The sequence below is a fragment of the Kitasatospora sp. NPDC056181 genome, assembly GCF_042266225.1.
In the GTDB taxonomy this organism is placed as follows: Bacteria; Actinomycetota; Actinomycetes; order Streptomycetales; family Streptomycetaceae; genus Kitasatospora.
In genome coordinates this window covers 24,131-41,271 of the sequence record NZ_JBHJUK010000042.1, presented here as the reverse complement: position 1 = coordinate 41,271, position 17,141 = coordinate 24,131, and the positions used below count along the sequence as shown (strand labels likewise).

At 73.2% G+C, this 17,141-nt stretch carries 15 protein-coding genes and 1 pseudogene; 11 read left to right on the top strand and 5 right to left on the bottom strand.

All coding sequences use genetic code 11. The features are described from left to right. Positions 1–130: 130 nt before the first annotated feature. From pucL to ACFC1F_RS18040, 5 genes are all read right to left on the bottom strand, one after another. Positions 131–1,051 carry a factor-independent urate hydroxylase gene (gene pucL / locus ACFC1F_RS18060; RefSeq protein ID WP_148641755.1) on the bottom strand — a complete coding sequence of 307 codons (921 nt, stop codon included), beginning with the start codon at positions 1,049–1,051 and terminating at the stop codon, positions 131–133. Between the two features lie 27 nt (positions 1,052–1,078). Further along, a complete protein-coding gene (uraH, locus tag ACFC1F_RS18055) occupies positions 1,079–1,414 on the bottom strand; it encodes a hydroxyisourate hydrolase (RefSeq protein ID WP_209409037.1) in 336 nt (111 codons plus the stop codon). A 75-nt stretch (positions 1,415–1,489) separates the two neighbouring features. Beyond that, positions 1,490–1,993 carry a 2-oxo-4-hydroxy-4-carboxy-5-ureidoimidazoline decarboxylase gene (gene uraD, locus ACFC1F_RS18050; protein ID WP_376159370.1) on the bottom strand — a complete coding sequence of 168 codons (504 nt, stop codon included), beginning with the start codon at positions 1,991–1,993 and terminating at the stop codon, positions 1,490–1,492. 223 nt (positions 1,994–2,216) lie between these two features. Beyond that, positions 2,217–2,597 (bottom strand): helix-turn-helix domain-containing protein, encoded by a 381-nt coding sequence (locus ACFC1F_RS18045; protein ID WP_376159368.1) that lies wholly within the window; start codon positions 2,595–2,597, stop codon positions 2,217–2,219. Then, positions 2,594–2,839, bottom strand: a complete 246-nt coding sequence (locus ACFC1F_RS18040; RefSeq protein ID WP_148642267.1) for a thiamine-binding protein — start codon at positions 2,837–2,839, stop codon at positions 2,594–2,596. The genes ACFC1F_RS18045 and ACFC1F_RS18040 overlap by 4 nt, the downstream gene beginning before the upstream one ends. A 213-nt stretch (positions 2,840–3,052) precedes the next feature. On the opposite strand from ACFC1F_RS18040, the gene ACFC1F_RS18035 reads away from it, so the two are divergent. The 11 genes and pseudogenes from ACFC1F_RS18035 (at position 3,053) to ACFC1F_RS17985 (ending at position 16,932) form a co-directional block, all read left to right on the top strand. Further along, positions 3,053–3,898, top strand: a complete 846-nt coding sequence (locus tag ACFC1F_RS18035) for a TIM barrel protein (protein ID WP_376159366.1) — start codon at positions 3,053–3,055, stop codon at positions 3,896–3,898. Positions 3,899–3,959: 61 nt separating this feature from the next. Then, positions 3,960–4,847, top strand: coding sequence for a 2-hydroxy-3-oxopropionate reductase (locus tag ACFC1F_RS18030; protein ID WP_209409025.1), 888 nt, complete (start codon positions 3,960–3,962; stop codon positions 4,845–4,847). A 436-nt stretch (positions 4,848–5,283) separates the two neighbouring features. Then, on the top strand, positions 5,284–6,441 hold the full coding sequence (locus ACFC1F_RS18025; protein WP_376159364.1) for a glycerate kinase: 1,158 nt from the start codon (positions 5,284–5,286) through the stop codon (positions 6,439–6,441). 131 nt (positions 6,442–6,572) lie between these two features. Continuing rightward, positions 6,573–7,949, top strand: coding sequence for an allantoinase AllB (allB, locus tag ACFC1F_RS18020; protein WP_376159362.1), 1,377 nt, complete (start codon positions 6,573–6,575; stop codon positions 7,947–7,949). Beyond that, positions 7,946–8,998, top strand: a pseudogene (gene alc, locus ACFC1F_RS18015) (allantoicase); the annotation flags it as partial. The gene allB and the pseudogene alc, both read left to right, overlap by 4 nt. Before the next feature lie 284 nt (positions 8,999–9,282). Continuing rightward, positions 9,283–10,743, top strand: coding sequence for a catalase (locus tag ACFC1F_RS18010; protein WP_376159360.1), 1,461 nt, complete (start codon positions 9,283–9,285; stop codon positions 10,741–10,743). Positions 10,744–11,096: 353 nt separating this feature from the next. After that, positions 11,097–11,876 carry an IclR family transcriptional regulator gene (locus ACFC1F_RS18005; protein WP_376159358.1) on the top strand — a complete coding sequence of 260 codons (780 nt, stop codon included), beginning with the start codon at positions 11,097–11,099 and terminating at the stop codon, positions 11,874–11,876. Between the two features lie 273 nt (positions 11,877–12,149). Further along, positions 12,150–13,064 (top strand): metal-dependent hydrolase, encoded by a 915-nt coding sequence (locus ACFC1F_RS18000; protein ID WP_209408998.1) that lies wholly within the window; start codon positions 12,150–12,152, stop codon positions 13,062–13,064. Positions 13,065–13,150: 86 nt separating this feature from the next. After that, the gene (locus tag ACFC1F_RS17995) at positions 13,151–14,239 is read left to right on the top strand and encodes a PDR/VanB family oxidoreductase (RefSeq protein WP_376159356.1); all 1,089 of its coding nucleotides are present in this window, start codon (positions 13,151–13,153) and stop codon (positions 14,237–14,239) included. A 9-nt stretch (positions 14,240–14,248) separates the two neighbouring features. After that, entirely contained in the window at positions 14,249–15,214 is a 966-nt protein-coding gene (locus ACFC1F_RS17990; RefSeq protein WP_376159354.1) for a M24 family metallopeptidase, read from the top strand. Beyond that, positions 15,211–16,932 (top strand): SDR family oxidoreductase, encoded by a 1,722-nt coding sequence (locus ACFC1F_RS17985; RefSeq protein WP_209408993.1) that lies wholly within the window; start codon positions 15,211–15,213, stop codon positions 16,930–16,932. Before ACFC1F_RS17990 ends, ACFC1F_RS17985 begins: the two co-directional genes overlap by 4 nt. Positions 16,933–17,141: the final 209 nt, after the last annotated feature.

The following is a 17,141-nucleotide window of genomic DNA, read 5'->3' as shown; positions in this document are numbered from 1 at the left end:
GGTGGGGGGTGGAGAAACAGGTGGTGCAGGTGGTGCGGGTGGAGCGGGTGTTTCCGGCCGCCCGGCAGCGGCCGGCCCGTGGGGGCCGGAGGGTGCAGCGGTGCCGGGCGGGGGCATGAGGGTGATGAGGTCAGGCGACCGGGATGACCGGGACGACGCCCTCGCGGTGCACGGTGCCCTCGATCAGGCCGTACATCCGGTCGGCGGCGTAGTAGACCTCGTTGTCGTTCTTGAGGCCGAACGGCTCCAGGTCGACGAGGAAGTGGTGCTTGTTGGGGAGTTCGAGGCGGACCTCGTCCACCTCGGCGCGGTTGTTCAGGACGCGGGTGCCCATCGCGTGCAGGGTCTGCTGCAGCGAGTACGAGTAGGTCTCCGCGAAGGCCTCCAGCATGTGGCGCCGCACGTGGGCGTAGGAGCGGTTCCAGTTGGGCTGGGCCTCGCCGTCACGCCCGTTGAAGCCGTACTTCCAGCGTGCCGTCACCTGGGTGGCGAGGATGCGGTCGTACGCCTCCTGGAGGGTGGTGTACTTGTCCTTGATGTAGCCCCAGAACTCCGAGTTGGTGGAGTTCATCACGATGAGGTCCTTGAGGCCCGAGATGACCTGGACGTTCTCGCCGTCGTAGACGATCTCGGTGGTGCGGGTCTCCTGCCCGTTGCGGACGAAGGAGTGGCCGACCTCCTCGGAGCCGATGAAGCGCGCCGAGTTGTCCGGCGTCTTGATCCGGTCCCAGGCGTACTCCTCGATCCGGATCCGGGCGCTGTGCACCACACCGCGCTCGGTGTCGTCCACGAAGTGCCGCGCCAGGGTGATGCCGAACTGCTCCGCCGACTCGATCCCGTACTCCTTCGCGAAGGCGTACACGGTGTTCTTCGTCGTGTCGGTGGGCAGGCAGTTGGCGTTCGACCCGGTGAGGTGGACGTCCTCGAACTCGCCCTGGAGGGAGACCGAGACGTTCAGGTCCTTGATCTCGTGACGGGTCGAGTCACGGTAGATCCGGACGATGCGGTTCTCCGCCTTGCCGTACTGGTTCTGACCGAGCACGTGGGCCATGACATGGCTCCCAATCAATGAGGCGGTCTAGCTTCCGCGGTAGACCGAGTATCCGAACGGGTTGAGCAGCAGCGGCACGTGGTAGTGGTGCTGCGCGGGCGCGACCGTGAAGACGATCGAGACCTCGGGGAAGAACGGCGTCTCGTCCGACTTCGCCGCGTAGTACGCGGCGGTGTCGAAGAGCAGCCGGACGACCGAGCCCGCCTCCACGGCCGGCAGGTCCTTGGCCCGGCCGTCGGAGTCCGTGGCGGAGGTGCCGAGCACCTTCCAGCCACCCTCGGTGTGCAGTGCGAGCTCGACCGGGACACCCTCGGCCGGGCGGCCGAGGCTGGTGTCGAGCACGTGGGTGGAGATGCCAGTCATGGGTGAAGTGACCTTACTGATGGCAGATGTGACTTTACGTCGGAAAGAACTGACGGTACGTCAGGCGCGTGGCCGTCAGGCCTCGTCGAGCAGGCGGTTGATGCGGATGTCGTTGATCTTCCGCAGCTCGCCCCGGACGATCTCCGCCTCGGTGGCGGCGTCGTTGGGGAAGCGCTCGCGCAGGGCGGCGAGCATCGTGTCCGCGGTGCGGCCGGTCGCGCAGATCAGGAACACGTGGCCGAACTTGGCCTCGTAGGCGGCGTTGGCCTCGTGCAGTTCGTCGAGGAGTGCGGTGTCCACTCCCCTGATGCCGGCCTGTTCGCGCTCGGAGGTGGCGTCGCCGGTCTTGGGCTTGCCGATCCGGGCGTGGCCGGCCATCGCGTCGTGCAGGTCGTCGGCCGCGAGTGCGGCCATGGCCGACGCGTTGGCGTCGAGCAGGGCCGCGCGGTCGGACCACGGGCGGGCCGCCGCGACGGCGTCGGCCCAACGGGGGCTGGAGCAGACCTCCAGCAGGATCGCCCTCAGCTCGGCGGCGTCGGCCGTCGCCAGGGCCTCAAGGGCGTGGGGGTGGTTGGTCACGGGTGGACCTCCTGAAGAGTGGTGCCACCCGCACAAGCTAGATCCACCCACCCGGGCCGTCAACACTTTGTTTAACGGTTGGTGGTTACGTTTTGAACGGGCCCCGGTTGCCGGGCCGTTTCGTGTGCGATGAGACAAGTGTGCCCCGCCGGGGGCTGGTGAAGACTGGCCGGACCGGCAGGGGCACCCCCGGACACGCCCGCAGGGGCGCGTCCGTTCGTACTCAGCTGGACTTCGAGCCGTCCTGGCGGTTGAGGTAGTTGTACACGGTGAAGCGGCTCACGCCCAGCGCCGTGGCGACCGTCTCCACCCCGTGGCGGACGGTGAAGGCGCCCCGCTCCTCCAGCAGGGCGACCACCCGCTGCTTCTCCCCGCGGTCCAGCTCGGACAGCGGGCGGCCGTCGAACTGGCGGGTCATCTCGGCCAGCAGGCGGTCCAGCGCACTGCTCAGGTGGGGCAGCCGGACGGCCAGTGCCGGGACGCCCTCCCACTCCAGGACGACGTCCTCGGCCTTGGCCTCGTCCAGCGGGACGGGCGTCGCGCCGACGGCGGCCAGCAGCGGCTTTATCGCCGCGGAGAGCGGGTGTTCCAGGTGCTCGGTCATGGCGTACCGCCCTCCTCGCCGAGGACGCTGACCTGGACGGAGATCCGGGTCGCGCCGGCGTCCAGGGTGTTCCGGAGCAGCTTGGTCACGGCGGCCAGGACCTCCTCGGCCTCGCCCTCCGCGCCGGTGCCGAAGGGGCCGACCGAGACGGCCAGGCCGGCCTCGTCGACCACCTTGCGGGCCGCCACCGCGTGCTCCGGGAACGTGTCCAGTTCGAACGGTTCTGTCGTGAACTCCACCATCAATCGCACCCGCTCACTCTAGCGAGCGGGTGCGGGCGGGGTCAGGGGCTGGTCGATCGAACAGCGGCCGGGCCTGGGGCGGAGCGCTCCGGAGAGGCTTCAACAAATTGTTGCGGCGGTCTTGACACCCGATCGGCGCTCCGGACATGCTTCCACCAAGCAGAATCCCTCTTCCGGATCGTGGAAGTTGCGGATGAAGGAAGAGAGTGAGAGGTGATTGACGTGACGGCCGCCGCCCAGCACAGCTTCACGGTCAACCTGTCGATCCTGTTCAGCGAGCTGCCGCTCCTGGAGCGTCCGGCCGCAGCCGCCGCCGCCGGCTTCACCGCCGCCGAGCTGTGGTGGCCGTTCGGCGAGGAGCACGCCCCGTCGGAGGCCGAGCAGGACGCGCTCCGCAAGGCCTTCACCGACGCCGGCGTACAGCTCACCGGCCTCAACTTCCTGGACGACCTGAGCAGGGGCGCCCGCGGTACCGTCTCCGTGCCGGCCGAGCGGGAGCGCTTCCGGGCCAACGTCCCGGTCGCCGCCGGGCTCGCCTCCTCCCTCGGCACCAAGGCGCTCAACGCCCTCTACGGCAACCGGGTCGAGGGTGTGGACCCGGCCGAGCAGGACGCGCTCGCGCTGGAGAACCTCGTCCTCGCAGCCCGGGCCGCCCACGAGATCGGCGCGGTCCTGCTGATCGAGGCGCTGAACCGGCCGGAGTCCCCGGACTACCCGCTGGTCTCCGCCGCCGCCGCCGTCGAGGTCGTCGACAAGGTGAACGCCGCGACCGGCCTCGGCAACGCGAAGTTCCTCTGCGACCTGTACCACCTGGCCAAGAACGGCGAGGACCTGGCGGCCGTCATCGACACCTACGCCGACCGCTTCGGCCACGTGCAGATCGCCGACAACCCGGGCCGCAACGAGCCCGGCACCGGCGGGCTGGACTTCGAGGACCTCTTCGCCCGCCTCGCCGCCGCCGGTTACACCGGCCGGATCGGCCTGGAGTACCGCCCCTCCACCGGCGTCAGCGCCGACAGCTTCGAGTGGCTCCCGCGCGAGCTGCGCCCGTCCCACTGACGCGCGCCGCCGAACCGGCCCTCGGTACCCCACACCCCTCCACGTACAAAGGAACCACGCGATGAGCCGCAAGATCGCCTTCATCGGCCTCGGCATCATGGGCAGCCCGATGGCCGCCAACCTGGTCAAGGCCGGCCACCACGTCACCGGGTACAACCTCACCCAGCCGCAGATCGACGCCCTGGTCGCGGCCGGCGGCCACGGTGCGACCAGCATCGCGGACGCGGTGAAGGACGCCGAGGTCGTCATCACGATGGTCCCCGCCGACCCGCACGTCGAGCAGGCCATCCTGGGCGAGGGCGGTGTGCTGGAGAACGTGAAGGCCGGCACCCTCGTGATCGACATGTCGAGCATCACGCCGCAGACCTCGATCAAGGTCGAGGCCGCCGCCAAGGAGAAGGGCGTCCGCACCCTGGACGCCCCGGTCTCCGGCGGCGAGGCCGGTGCCGTCGAGGCCGTGCTGTCGATCATGGTCGGTGGCGCCGCCGAGGACTTCGCCGAGGCGAAGCCGCTGTTCGACGCGCTGGGCACCACGGTCGTCCACGTCGGCCCGGCCGGCGCCGGCCAGACCGTCAAGGCCGCCAACCAGCTGATCGTCGCCGTCAACATCCAGGTCCTGGCCGAGGCCGTGGTCTTCCTGGAGAACGCCGGCGTCGACCTCGGCGCCGCGCTGGACGTGCTCGGCGGCGGCCTGGCGGGTTCCACGGTGCTCAACCGCAAGAAGGCGAACATGCTGGACCGCGAGTTCGCCCCCGGCTTCCGCATCGACCTGCACCACAAGGACATGGGCATCGTCACCGACGCCGCCCGCGCCGTGGGCGCGGCCCTGCCGGTCGGCGCGGTCGTCGCCCAGCTGGTCGCCTCGGCCCGTGCCAACGGCGACGGCTCCCTGGACCACTCGGCGCTGCTGCGCGGCGTCGAGCGGCTGTCGGGCCGCGAGGTCAAGTAGCCCACGCGTCGCCCGCCGCCGCCCTTCCCGGGCGCGCGGTGCGCGACACCCTCCGGGGCCGGGGTGGTGAGACCCCGGCCCCGGGCCGGGGCGGTCGAGCCCCGGCACCACAGACTCCTCCTGGTGGCGTGTACCTATCCGGTCGTGCCCGCGCCACCAGGAGGCCAGGCCCGATCGGCAGGCGGGCTGGGGCTCATCCGCCTCCTGCCGATCGTCCAAGCCGGTGACGCGCACTCCCTGTCGGGGGCACTTCGGTCGTGCCGTTGCGCGTCGCCCGGCCCCCTCCTTCGCCGAGGGGAGCCCCTCGTACGTCGGAAGCGGGACGAGGGGAACGGCGGGGAGGGGGCCGCCCCCAACCGAACCCGGGCCGCCACGGCCGCCAGGGCACATGCTTGACGAACCATCGCCAGACCCGTCCGGAAGTGAGGCCCACGCCATGCCCGCCACCCCCACCCAGGGCCATGTGGTCGTAGCTCCCGACAAGTTCAAGGGCACCCTGGAGGGAGCCGAGGTCGCCGCCCGGATCGCCGCCGGAATCCGCCGCGCCGCGCCCGGCGCCGACGTCCGCGAACTGCCCGTCGCCGACGGCGGCGAGGGCACCCTGGCCGCCGCGCTGGCGGCCGGCTTCACCCGGATCCCGGCCAAGGTGGCCGGCCCCACCGGCCTGCCCGTGGACGCGGCGCTCGCCGTCCGGGGCGACACCGCCGTGGTCGAGCTGGCGCAGTCCTCCGGTCTCGCCCGCCTGCCCGGCGGCCGGACCGCCCCGCTCGCGGCCGGCTCCTACGGCGTCGGCCAGCTGATCGGCCGGGCGGTCTCCCTGGGTGCCAAGCGGATCGTGCTCGGCCTCGGCGGCAGCGCCTGCACCGACGGCGGCGCGGGCATGGTCCAGGCGCTGGGCGTCTCGCTGCTGGACGCCGACGGCGCCGAGCTGCCGCCCGGCGGCGCCGCGCTGCGCCGGCTGGCCCGGCTGGACCTCGGCCCGCTGGCCACCGGGACACCGGCGGCGGGGCTCACCGGGGTCGAGGTCGTGGTGGCCTGCGACGTGGACAACCCGCTGCTCGGCCGGCGCGGCGCGACCGCCGTCTACGGCCCGCAGAAGGGCGCCGACGGCGACGACCTGGTGATCCTGGAGGAGGGCCTGACCCGCTTCGCCGACGTCGTCGGCGAGGCCGTCGGACGGGACTTCCGCGACGCCCCCGGCGCCGGGGCCGCGGGCGGGGTGGGCTTCGCCGCCCTCGCCCTGCTCGGCGCCACCATGCGACCCGGCATCGAGCTCATGCTCGAACTGCTGGGTTTCGACGAGGCCGTGCGTGGGGCACGCCTCGTCGTGACCGGCGAGGGCTGCCTGGACGCTCAGACGCTCCATGGCAAGGCACCCGCCGGAGTTGCCGCGGCGGCCGCCCGGGCGGGGGTTCGGGTGGCCGCTGTGGCAGGGCGGCTGGAACTGTCGGAGCGCGAGTGGCGGGCGGCGGGGTTCGCCGCCGCCTACGCCCTCACCGACCTGGCCGAACAGCCCGGGGACAGCATGACCAAGGCGGCCGAGCTGGCCGAGGTCGCGGGGGAGCGGCTCGCGGCCGCGCTCCTGGCCCGCTAGCGACCCGTACGCCTCTCGTACGTTCCTCCATTGACGTTTTGTTGAAGGCGGCCCTAGGCTCCGGGCAATCCTTCGACGAAGTCCTCAACTCTTCTTCAGGCAACCGCTCTTTCAGGTTTCGGAGGCCCCCCATGCCCTTCAGTGACACCGTGGTGATCCGCTCCCGCCGGGTGGTCCTGCCGGACGGCGAGCGTCCCGCGGACGTGCTGATCCGGGACGGGCGGATCGAGCAGATCGCCGAGCACGGCTCCCTCCTGGCCGGCGACCAGCACCTGACCGACCTCGGCGACACCGCCCTGCTCCCCGGCCTGGTCGACACCCACGTGCACGTGAACGAGCCCGGCCGGACCGAGTGGGAGGGCTTCGCCACCGCCACCCGGGCCGCCGCCGCCGGCGGTGTCACCACCGTCATCGACATGCCGCTCAACTCCGTCCCGCCCACCACCACGGTGGACGGCCTGGAGGCCAAGCGGAAGGTCGCCGAGGGCCAGGCCTGGATCGACCTCGGCTTCTGGGGCGGCGCCGTTCCCGGCAACGTCCCCGACCTCGAACCGCTGCACCGCGCCGGCGTGTTCGGCTTCAAGAGCTTCCTCGCACCCTCCGGCGTGGACGAGTTCCCGCACGTCGAGCAGGCCGACCTGGAGGCCGCGCTGGCCGAGCAGGCCCGGATCGGCGCACTGGCGATCATCCACGCCGAGGACCCGGCCGTCCTGGACGCCGCCCCGCAGCAGCCCGGCGTCCACTACCGGGACTTCCTGGCCTCCCGCCCCGCCGACGCGGAGACCGCGGCCGTGGCCCGGCTGCTGGACACCGCGCGCCGCACCGGCGCCCGCGTCCACATCCTGCACGTCTCCTCCGCCGCCGTGCTGCCGCTGCTGCGCCAGGCCCGGGAGGACGGCGTCCGGGTCACCGCCGAGACCTGTCCGCACTACCTCACCCTCGCGGCCGAGGAGGTCCCGGACGGCGACACCGCCTTCAAGTGCTGCCCGCCGATCCGCGACGAGTCCAACCGCGACGCGCTCTGGGCGGCCCTGGCCGCCGGCGAGTTCATCGCGGTCGTCTCCGACCACTCGCCGTCCACCCCCGAGCTCAAGCTGCTGCCCGAGCTCGGCGGCAGCGGCGACTTCGCCGCCGCCTGGGGCGGCATCGCCTCCCTCCAGCTCGGCCTGCCGGCGATCTGGACCGAGGCCCGGCGCCGCGGCCACACGCTCGGCGACGTCGTCCGCTGGATGGCGAGCGGCCCGGCCTCCCTGGTCGGCCTCACCGGGACCAAGGGCGCCATCGCCGTCGGCCACGACGCCGACCTGGTCGCCTTCGACCCGGACGCCGACTTCGCCGTGCACGCCGCCGAGCTGCACCACCGCAACCCCGTCACCCCGTACGCGGGCCGGACGCTGACCGGCGCCGTGCGCACGACCTGGCTCCGCGGCCGGGTCGTCGACGTCACGGCCGAGCCGTTCGGCCGCCAGATCACCCGCCCGGTCACCCGTCACGAGGAGTCTCAGTGAGCACCGTCAACACCCCGAGCGCTCCGTTCACCGAGCTGGTCAACCTGGCCTCCCGGCTGCTCGGCGCCGGCGTCGTCGCCACCAACGAGGACACCTTCGCGGACGCGGAGAACCTGCTGGTCGCCAAGCCCGCCGAGTTCCGCGCGCACACCTTCGGCCACAAGGGCCAGATCATGGACGGCTGGGAGTCCAAGCGCCGCCGCGGCGTCAGCGCCGAGCAGCCGCACCCCACCGACGAGGACCACGACTGGACGATCGTGCGGCTCGGCGTCGGCGGCGTCGTCCGCGGGCTGGTCGTCGACACCGCGCACTTCACCGGCAACTACCCGGAGAGCGCCTCGGTCGAGGCCGCGGCCGTCCCCGGCCACCCGTCGCCGGAGGAGCTGGCCGCGGCCGAGTGGGTCGAACTGCTGCCGCGCACCCCGCTCCAGGGCGACACCGCGCACGAGTTCGCCGTCGACAACGGCACCCGCTTCACGCACGTACGCCTCAACATCTTCCCGGACGGCGGCGTCGCCCGGCTCCGCGTGCACGGCGAGGTGCTGCCCGACCCGCGCGAACTGGACGGCCTCACCTTCGACCTGGCCGCCCAGGAGTACGGCGGGGTGGCCGAGGCGGCGTCCGACCGCTACTTCTCCTCCCCGCACAACCTGAACGCTCCCGGTCGCGCCTCCGTCATGGGCGAGGGCTGGGAGACCCGGCGTCGGCGCGACAAGGCCAACGACTGGGTGCAGATCGCCCTGGCCGGGGGCGGCGAGGTCCTGGCAGCCGAGGTGGACACCACCCACTTCGTCGCCAACGCCCCCGGCTGGGCCGACCTGACCGGCTACGACGCCTCGGCGGGCGGCGACCCGTCGCAGGATCGCGACGGCTGGTTCGAGATCCTGCCCCGCACCCGCCTCCAGCCCGACACCCGCCACCGCTTCCGGCTCGACGTCGGCCGCCCCGTCACGCACGTCCGGATCAACGTCTACCCGGACGGCGGCCTCGCCCGGCTCCGCCTCACCGGCCGCCTCACCGAGGCCGGCCGCGCCGCCCTCGCGCTGCGCTGGTTCAACGCCGTCCCGGCCGCCGAGGCCGTCGCGGCGCTCACCGAGGCCGGACTGGCCGCCGACGAGGCCGCCGCCCTGGCCGCCGCCCGCCCGCTGGCGGACCGGGCCGCGGCCGCCACCGCCGTCGCCGCGCTCCGGCCGGCCGACGGCCCGGACGGCGAGCACTCCTCCCGCCGCCGCTCCGCCGTCTGGCGCCTGCTCGGCATCTGAGCATCCTTCACCTGAGGCACAGTCACCTCACCCTCCACGCAACGCCTTTATCGACACCCGAAGGACCCCCCATGTCCAAGATCCTGACCACGGAGTCCGGCGCGCCCGTCGCCGACAACCAGAACTCGGCGTCGGCCGGCGAGTACGGCCCGCTGCTCATCCAGGACCAGCAGCTCCTGGAGAAGCTCGCCCGGTTCAACCGCGAGCGCATCCCGGAGCGCGTCGTGCACGCCCGCGGCTCCGGCGCGTACGGCTACTTCGAGGTGACCGACGAGGTTTCGCAGTACACCAGGGCCGCCTTCCTCTCCGAGGTCGGCAAGCGCACCGAGCTGTTCCTGCGCTTCTCCACCGTGGCCGGCAACCTGGGCTCCAGCGACGCAGTCCGCGACCCGCGCGGCTTCGCGGTGAAGTTCTACACCGAGGAGGGCAACTACGACCTCGTCGGCAACAACACCCCGGTGTTCTTCATCAAGGACCCGATCAAGTTCCCCGACTTCATCCACTCGCAGAAGCGCGACCCGTACACGGGCATCCAGGAGGCCGACAACGTCTGGGACTTCTGGGCCCACTCGCCGGCCTCCACCCACCAGATCACCTGGCTCTTCGGCGACCGCGGCATCCCGGCCTCGTACCGCCACATGAACGGCTACGGCTCGCACACCTACCAGTGGGTCAACGAGCAGGGCGACGCCTTCTGGGTGAAGTACCACTTCAAGACCAACCAGGGCATCCGCTCGCTGGACGGCGACCAGTCCGCCGAGGTGCTCGGCGCCGACGCCGACTCGCACCAGCGCGACCTGCACCAGGCCATCGAGCGCGGTGTCTTCCCGTCCTGGACCCTCTACGTCCAGCTGATGCCGGTCGCGGAGGCCGCGGAGTACCGCTTCAACCCGTTCGACCTCACCAAGGTCTGGCCGCACGCCGACTACCCGCTGGTGAAGGTCGGCCGCCTGGTGCTGAACCGCAACCCCGAGAACGTCTTCGCCGACGTCGAGCAGTCCGCGTTCTCGCCGAACAACTTCGTGCCCGGCATCGGCCCGTCCCCGGACAAGATGCTCCAGGGCCGCCTGTTCGCCTACGCCGACGCCCAGCGCTACCGCCTCGGCGTCAACCACACCCTGCTCGCCGTCAACGCCCCCCGGGCCACCGAGGCGAACAACTACGGCCGTGACGGCTTCTCCGCCGTCAACAAGTCCGGCCGCGGCAAGAACTACGAGCCCAACTCGTACGACGGCCCCGCCCAGACCGACAGCGCCCTCGCCGCGCCGGTCAGGCTGGACGGCCACACCGGCACCTACACCACGCCGGCGCACACCAAGGACGACGACTTCTTCCAGGCCGGTGAGCTCTACCGCCTGATGTCGGCCGGCGAGAGGACCCGACTGATCAACAACATCGCGGGCTTCCTGGCGCAGGTCTCGCGCGACGACGTCGTCGAGAAGAACCTCGCCCACTTCCACGCCGCCGACGAGGAGTACGGCGCCCGCCTGGAGGCCGCCGTCACCAAGCTGCGCGCCGGCGACGAGGGCTGACGCCCCGTCCGACCACCCTCACCGGCCGCCGGGGCCCGTACCCCGGCGGCCGCGACCGGGCCTCTCCCCCCCAGGGCAGTGGGGGAGGGGCCCGTTCCGTCTCCCGGGACCGGCCGCCGGTCGGGGCCCGCAGGTCCGTGGCCGGTTGTCGTCGGCCCGTGGCCGGTGGTCGTCGGGCGCCGTCCTCCGGGACTCCCCGGGGGCGTTCGCCGGCCCCCTGCGAAGCACGCGGCCCTCGGGCCCGTCCAGCACCTTCACCGAATATTCGCGGACGGCAACTGCCGGGCCCCCGGGATGGCTAGGCTGGAGGCGCCCGCAGGTCGCTCCGCGGGCGGACATCGGAAGGGGACGACATGTCGACACCAGCCCCGGGTCGTCACGCCGCACTGGACCGGGGCACGCCCGGTCCGTTCACCTCCTTGCAGTACGCCCTCAGACTGCTGGAGGCCGTCGACCGGCACCCCGGCGGTGCCACCCTGGTCTCCCTCGCCAGGGAGACGTCCCTGAGCCTGTCGACGGTTCGCGGGCTCGCCGAGATCCTCGAGATCGAGGGCTATCTCCAGTGCCAGGACGGCGGTTGGGTGCTCGGCGGCACCTTCGCGTTGCTCGGGCAGTACAACCGGGAGCAGCTGGTGCGCGCCCGGCTGGACCGCAAACTCGCCGACCTGCGCGACGAGTTGGGTGCCGCAGTGTACTTCAGCCGGTACCACGACGGCGAGTTGTCGGTGGAGGCGGTCTCGGCCGCCGAGCACGCGCCGGCCGTGCAGGAGTGGGTGGACTTCCGGGCCACCGCGCACGCGAGCGCGATCGGCAAGTGCCTGCTGAGCCAGCTCGACCACGACGCCCGCCGGGACCACCTGTCCCGGCACCCGGTCGCCCGGCTCACCTCGCGGACGGTCACCGACGCCGACCAACTGATGCACCGGCTGGAGCGCCAGCCCGCCACCGTGCCGGTGCTGGACATCCAGGAGTACGCGCTCGGCACCGTCTGCGCGGCCGTCCCGGTGATGGCCGGCAGCACGGTCGGCTGCCTGGCCACCTCGATGCCGGTGGACAACGTGCACCGGCTGAAGGCGGCCGCCGAGCTGCTGGCGGCCCGGGCGGCGCCGCTGATGCTGGCGATGGCGGTCTGACCGCCGGCCCGCGTCGCGGGCCCCGCCGAAACCGCAGGCCCCGCCGTACGACAGGGCAACCGCAGGCCCCGCCATACCGCAGGTCGACCGCAGGCCCCGTCGAACCCCTTCCGGGATTCGGCGGGGCCCGCGCGCTTCCCGGGCTGCCGTCCGGTGCACATCACTTATTAGACTCGATGTCGATAAGGGGTGCCGAAACCCTTGTCGCCACCGCTACCCGCGAGTACGTTTCCCCTGAGCCGAGCCGCCACCGCAGGTCAGGAGGGCCCTCCCATGTCCAGCACCACCCCCGTCCCCGCCGTCGCCGCCCCCGCCGCGCGCGTGCACGACGCCCTCGTCCTGGAGCCCCGCGACGTCCGCTTCGACTGGGCCGGACTGCCGCTGCACTGGATCCCGGACGAGCCGATGGCCACCCACATCGTCAACGTCCTCCACCTGCTGCTCCCCGAGGGCGAACGCTGGTTCGTCAAGGTGTTCAAGGAGGCGCTGCCGCTGATCCGGGACGAGCAGCTGCGCGAGGAGGTGCTCGGCTTCATCGGGCAGGAGGCGATCCACGCCGAGGCGCACCAGGAGGTGCTGGACCACCTGCTCGGCCAGGGCCTCGACCCGCGCCCGTACGTCCGCCAGGTCTCCTGGCTGTTCCGCCGCGTGCTCGGCGACAAGCCCGGGCTGTCACCGGCCCGGCGGCGCGAGAACATCATCGAGCGGGTCGCCTTCGTCGCAGCGATTGAGCACTTCACCGCCTTCCTCGGCAACTGGGCGCTCAACTCCCCGGGCCTGGACCGGGCCAAGGCCGACCCGACCATGCTGGACCTGCTGCGCTGGCACGGCGCGGAGGAGGTCGAGCACCGCAGCGTCGCCTTCGACCTGATGGTCCACCTTGACCCGGGCTACCTGCGGCGGGTCCGCGGCATGGCGGTCTCCGGCCCGCTGCTGGTCCACCTCTGGGTACGCGGCGCCCGCTTCCTGCTGGCCGCCGACCCGACCCTGGACGGCCGGCTGCGGCCCAGCTGGCGGGAGGCCGGCCGGATCGCCCGGCGCGGCCTGCTGCCCGACCCGCTCGGGTCGGTCCGCTCCGGCCTGCGCTACCTGCGGCCCGGCTACCACCCGACCCAGGAGGGCTCCTCCAGCCAGGCCCTCGGCTACCTCGCCACCTCCCCGGCCGCCCGCGCCGCGGCCGGCCGCTGACGGACCGCAGCCCGCCCCCGCCCGTCGCCCGTCAGCCCCGCCCGTCGCCCCTGCCCGTCGCCCCAGGACCCCAAGGACCCCGCCGGATGGACCTGCACAACCCGCCCCCCGACCTCTACGGCCGCCCCCGCGCCGACCGGTTCATGCAGCGCCTCACCGCCTTCGGCGACCGCTACAGCCCCGCCCTCGGCTCCCCGTTGCTGCGCCGCAGCCCCCGCCGCCCGCCCGGCCGCCCCACCCCGCCGCTGCAACTGGTGGTCACCGCCCGCCGTCAGGTCGCCGCCGACGTCGTCGAGTTGACGCTGTCAGACCCCTCCGGCGGCCCGCTCCCGGCCTGGCAGCCCGGCGCGCACCTGCGCCTCGCGCTCCCGTCCGGCCGCGAACGCCACTACTCGCTCTGCGGCGACCCCGCCGACCGCACCGCCTACCGGATCGCCGTACGCCGGCTGCCGGAGGGCGGCGGAGGCTCGGTCGAGGTCCACGACATGCTGCACCCCGGCACCCGCCTCACCGCCCGCCGCCCCCGCAACGGCTTCGCCTTCTGCGCCGAGCCGGCCGTCCTGCTGCTGGCCGGCGGCATCGGCGTCACCCCGCTGCTCCCGATGGCCCGCGAGGCGCAGCGCCACGGCCTGGACTGGCGGCTCGTCCACGTCGGCCGCAGCGCCGACACCCTCCCGTACGCGGACGAGCTGCGCGACCTCGACCCCCGCCGGGTCCACCTGCGCACCGATGACGCGAACGGCGGCGTGCCGACCGGTGCCGAGCTGCTCGCGCACGCCCCGCGCGGCGCCGCCGTCTACTGCTGCGGCCCGGCACCGATGCTGGCCGCCGTCCAGCGGGCGCTGGACGGGTCGCCCGCCGCGGCCCTGCACTTCGAGCGGTTCGGCGCCGCCCCGGTCACCGGCGGCGAGCCGTTCACGGTCCGCCTCGGCGCGGACGGCCCGGCGCTCGACGTGCCCGCCGACCGTTCCGCCCTGGACGTGCTCCGCGAGGCCCGCCCCGATCTCCCGTACTCCTGCCACCAGGGGTTCTGCGGCACCTGCGAGGTCCGGCTGCTGGCCGGCACCCCCGACCACCGCGACCGCCGCCTCACCCCCGAGCAGCGCGCCGCCGGCGCCCTGCTGCCCTGCGTCTCCCGGGCCGCCGAGGGCGAGACCCTCGTGCTCGACGTCTAAGGAGCCCCGATGACCACGAAGCCCGCGACGGCGGGGAGGGCGGCCACGGCCACGGCCCGGCCCGCCTTCCCGTACACCGACCACGACCTCGCCCGGTTCCGGGAGACCCAGCAGCTCGCCTACCACTGCGCCGAGCAGGTCGCCGCCTGGATCGAACCGGGCGTCACCGAGCGCCAGGCCACCGCCAAGCTGCGCCGCTGCCTGGTCGCCGCCGGCGTGCAGGACTTCTTCCACGTCCCCTTCGCCTGGTTCGGCGACCGGACGGCGTTCCGGCACTTCCACACCCCGCTCCAGTTCTTCGCCGGCGGCCGCCGGCTGGAGGAGGGCATGCCGTACGTGCTGGACTGCGCCCCGGTCGTGGACGGCTACACCGCCGACATCGGCTACGGCGGCAAGGTCGGCGAGAACCGGGTCTGGGACCGGCTCGCCGCCGACCTCCGGGTGTACCGCGAACTGATCCTCGCCGAGGTCCGCGCCCGCAGGCCGCTCGACGAGGTGTACGCGGCGGTGGACGCGCAGATCGCCGCGCACGGCTACGACAACCGCCACCAGGTCTACCCGGGCCGGGTGATCGGCCACCAGGTGACCCGGACGACCGCCCGCGGCCCGGCCGGGGTCAACCTCTTCGGCTTCGGTGTGCGTACACTCCAGACGCTCGGCCGCGAGCTGATCAGCGAACGCCTGCACGGCCGTTCGCCGCTCTGGGCGGACGGACGGGCGTCCCGGCACGCGCCGACCCCGGGCCTGTGGGCGGTGGAACCGCACATCGGGTTCCGCGAGGTGGGCATCAAGTTCGAGGAGCTGCTGGTGGTCACCGAGTCCCCCGACGACGAGCACGGGGGTGCGTACTGGCTCGACGACGACCTGCCGCACGTCCGCCGCTGGACGGCGGCGGCAGCGGCCGGGACCGCGCCGGATCCCGTGACCGCGGCAGCGGCCGCCGACCCCGAGACCGCCCAGGAGGCGACCCGATGACGACCACCCGCCGCCGGACCGTCCACTCCGGCGGGCTCCCGCTCGCCGTGTTCGAGGACGGCGACCCGGCCGCACCCACCGTCCTCCTGGTGCACGGCTACCCGGACACCCACGTGGTCTGGGACGACGTCGCCGCCGACCTCGCCCGCGACCACCACGTCGTCCGCTACGACGTGCGCGGCGCCGGCGAGTCCGGTGTGCCCGCCTCCCGCGAGGGCTACCGGCTGGAGCACCTCGCCGCCGACCTCTTCGCGGTCGCCGACGCCGTCAGCCCGGACCGCCCGGTGCACGTGGTCGCCCACGACTGGGGCTCGCTGCAGTCCTGGGAGGCCGTCACCTCGCCCGGCGCCGAGCAGCGGCTCGCGTCGTACACCACCATGTCCGGGCCCTGCCTCGACCACATGGGGCACTGGCTGCGCGACCGCTACCGCCGTCCCACCCCGCGCCACCTGAAGCAGCTGCTCACCCAGGGCGTCCACTCCTGGTACATCACCGCCTTCCACCTGCCCTACCTCGCCCCCGGCATATGGCGGCTCGGTCTGGCCCGCGCCTGGGGCCGGGTGCTGCGCGACCTGGAGGAGGTCACCCCGCGCCCCAACCACCCGCAGCCCACCCTGCGCCGGGACGCGGTGCGCGGCATCGAGCTGTACCGCGCCAACATGCGGCCGACCCTGCGCAACCCGCGCGAGCGGCCCACCGAGGTGCCGGTGCAGCTGATCACCCTGACCAAGGACCACTACGTCGGCGGGTTCCTCTCCGAGGGCCTGGAGCGCTGGGTGCCCAGGCTGACCCGCCGCTCGCTGCACGCCACCCACTGGTCCGCCCTGCTGGAGAAGGGATCCGCCGTGGCCGGCATGGTCCGCGAGTTCACCGCTTCCGTCGGCGCCGGACGGGGCACCGGGGAGGCCGGCCTCGGCCGGCTGGTCGTCGTCACCGGCGGCGGCAGCGGCATCGGCCGCGCCACCGCACTGGCCTTCGCCGAGGACGGCGCCCGCGTCGTCGTCTGCGACCTCGACCTCGACGCGGCCCGCCGTACCGCCGAACTCGCCTCCCTGATCGGCCCGCAGGCCCACGCCTACCGGGTCGACGTCAGCGACGGCTCCGCCGTCGACGCCTTCGCGGAGGAGGTCGCCGCCGCCCACGGCGTCCCCGACGTGGTGGTCAACAACGCGGGCATCGGCCACTCCGGGACGTTCCTGCAGACCACCGAGAAGGAGTGGCAGCGCGTCCTGGACGTCAACCTCTGGGGCGTCATCCACGGCTGCCGCGCCTTCGGCACCCTGATGGCCGACCGCGGCGCCGGCGGCCACATCGTCAACCTCGCCTCGGCCGCCGCCTACCTGCCGTCCAAGGCGCTCACCGCCTACGCGACCAGCAAGGCCGCCGTCTTCATGCTCTCCGACTGCCTGCGCGCCGAACTCGCCGGCCACGGCATCGGGGTCTCCACCATCTGCCCTGGCATCGTCAACACCAACATCACCCGCACCTCGACCTTCTCCGCGACCAGTGCCGCCCAGCAGGCCGCCAAGCAGGCCCGTGCCGCCAAGCTCTACGCCCGCCGCGGCTTCCCGCCCGAGAAGGTCGCCGCCGCCATCCTGCACGCGGTGCGCACCGGCAAGCCCGTCGTCCCGGTCACCCCCGAGGCCAAGGCGGCCCGCTTCCTCAGCCGCCTCTCCCCGGGCCTGCTCCGCCTGGCCGCCCGCCTCAACGTGACGTGAGCGAAAGGCTCGTGGGCCTGTGACGTCGGTAGGGTCCGACACCGATGCCGCAGGCCCACTTCTCGGGGAGGTCGGCCGTGGCCCGTACCGCGGCCGGCTCGCCGAGGGCGGTCTGCCGATCTCACCGGTCGGTGGACAAGGGTGGGTGAGCGCCTCCTGATCGACAGGTCGACCCGCCGAGCGCCACGGCGCCGTCGTGCTGCACGACG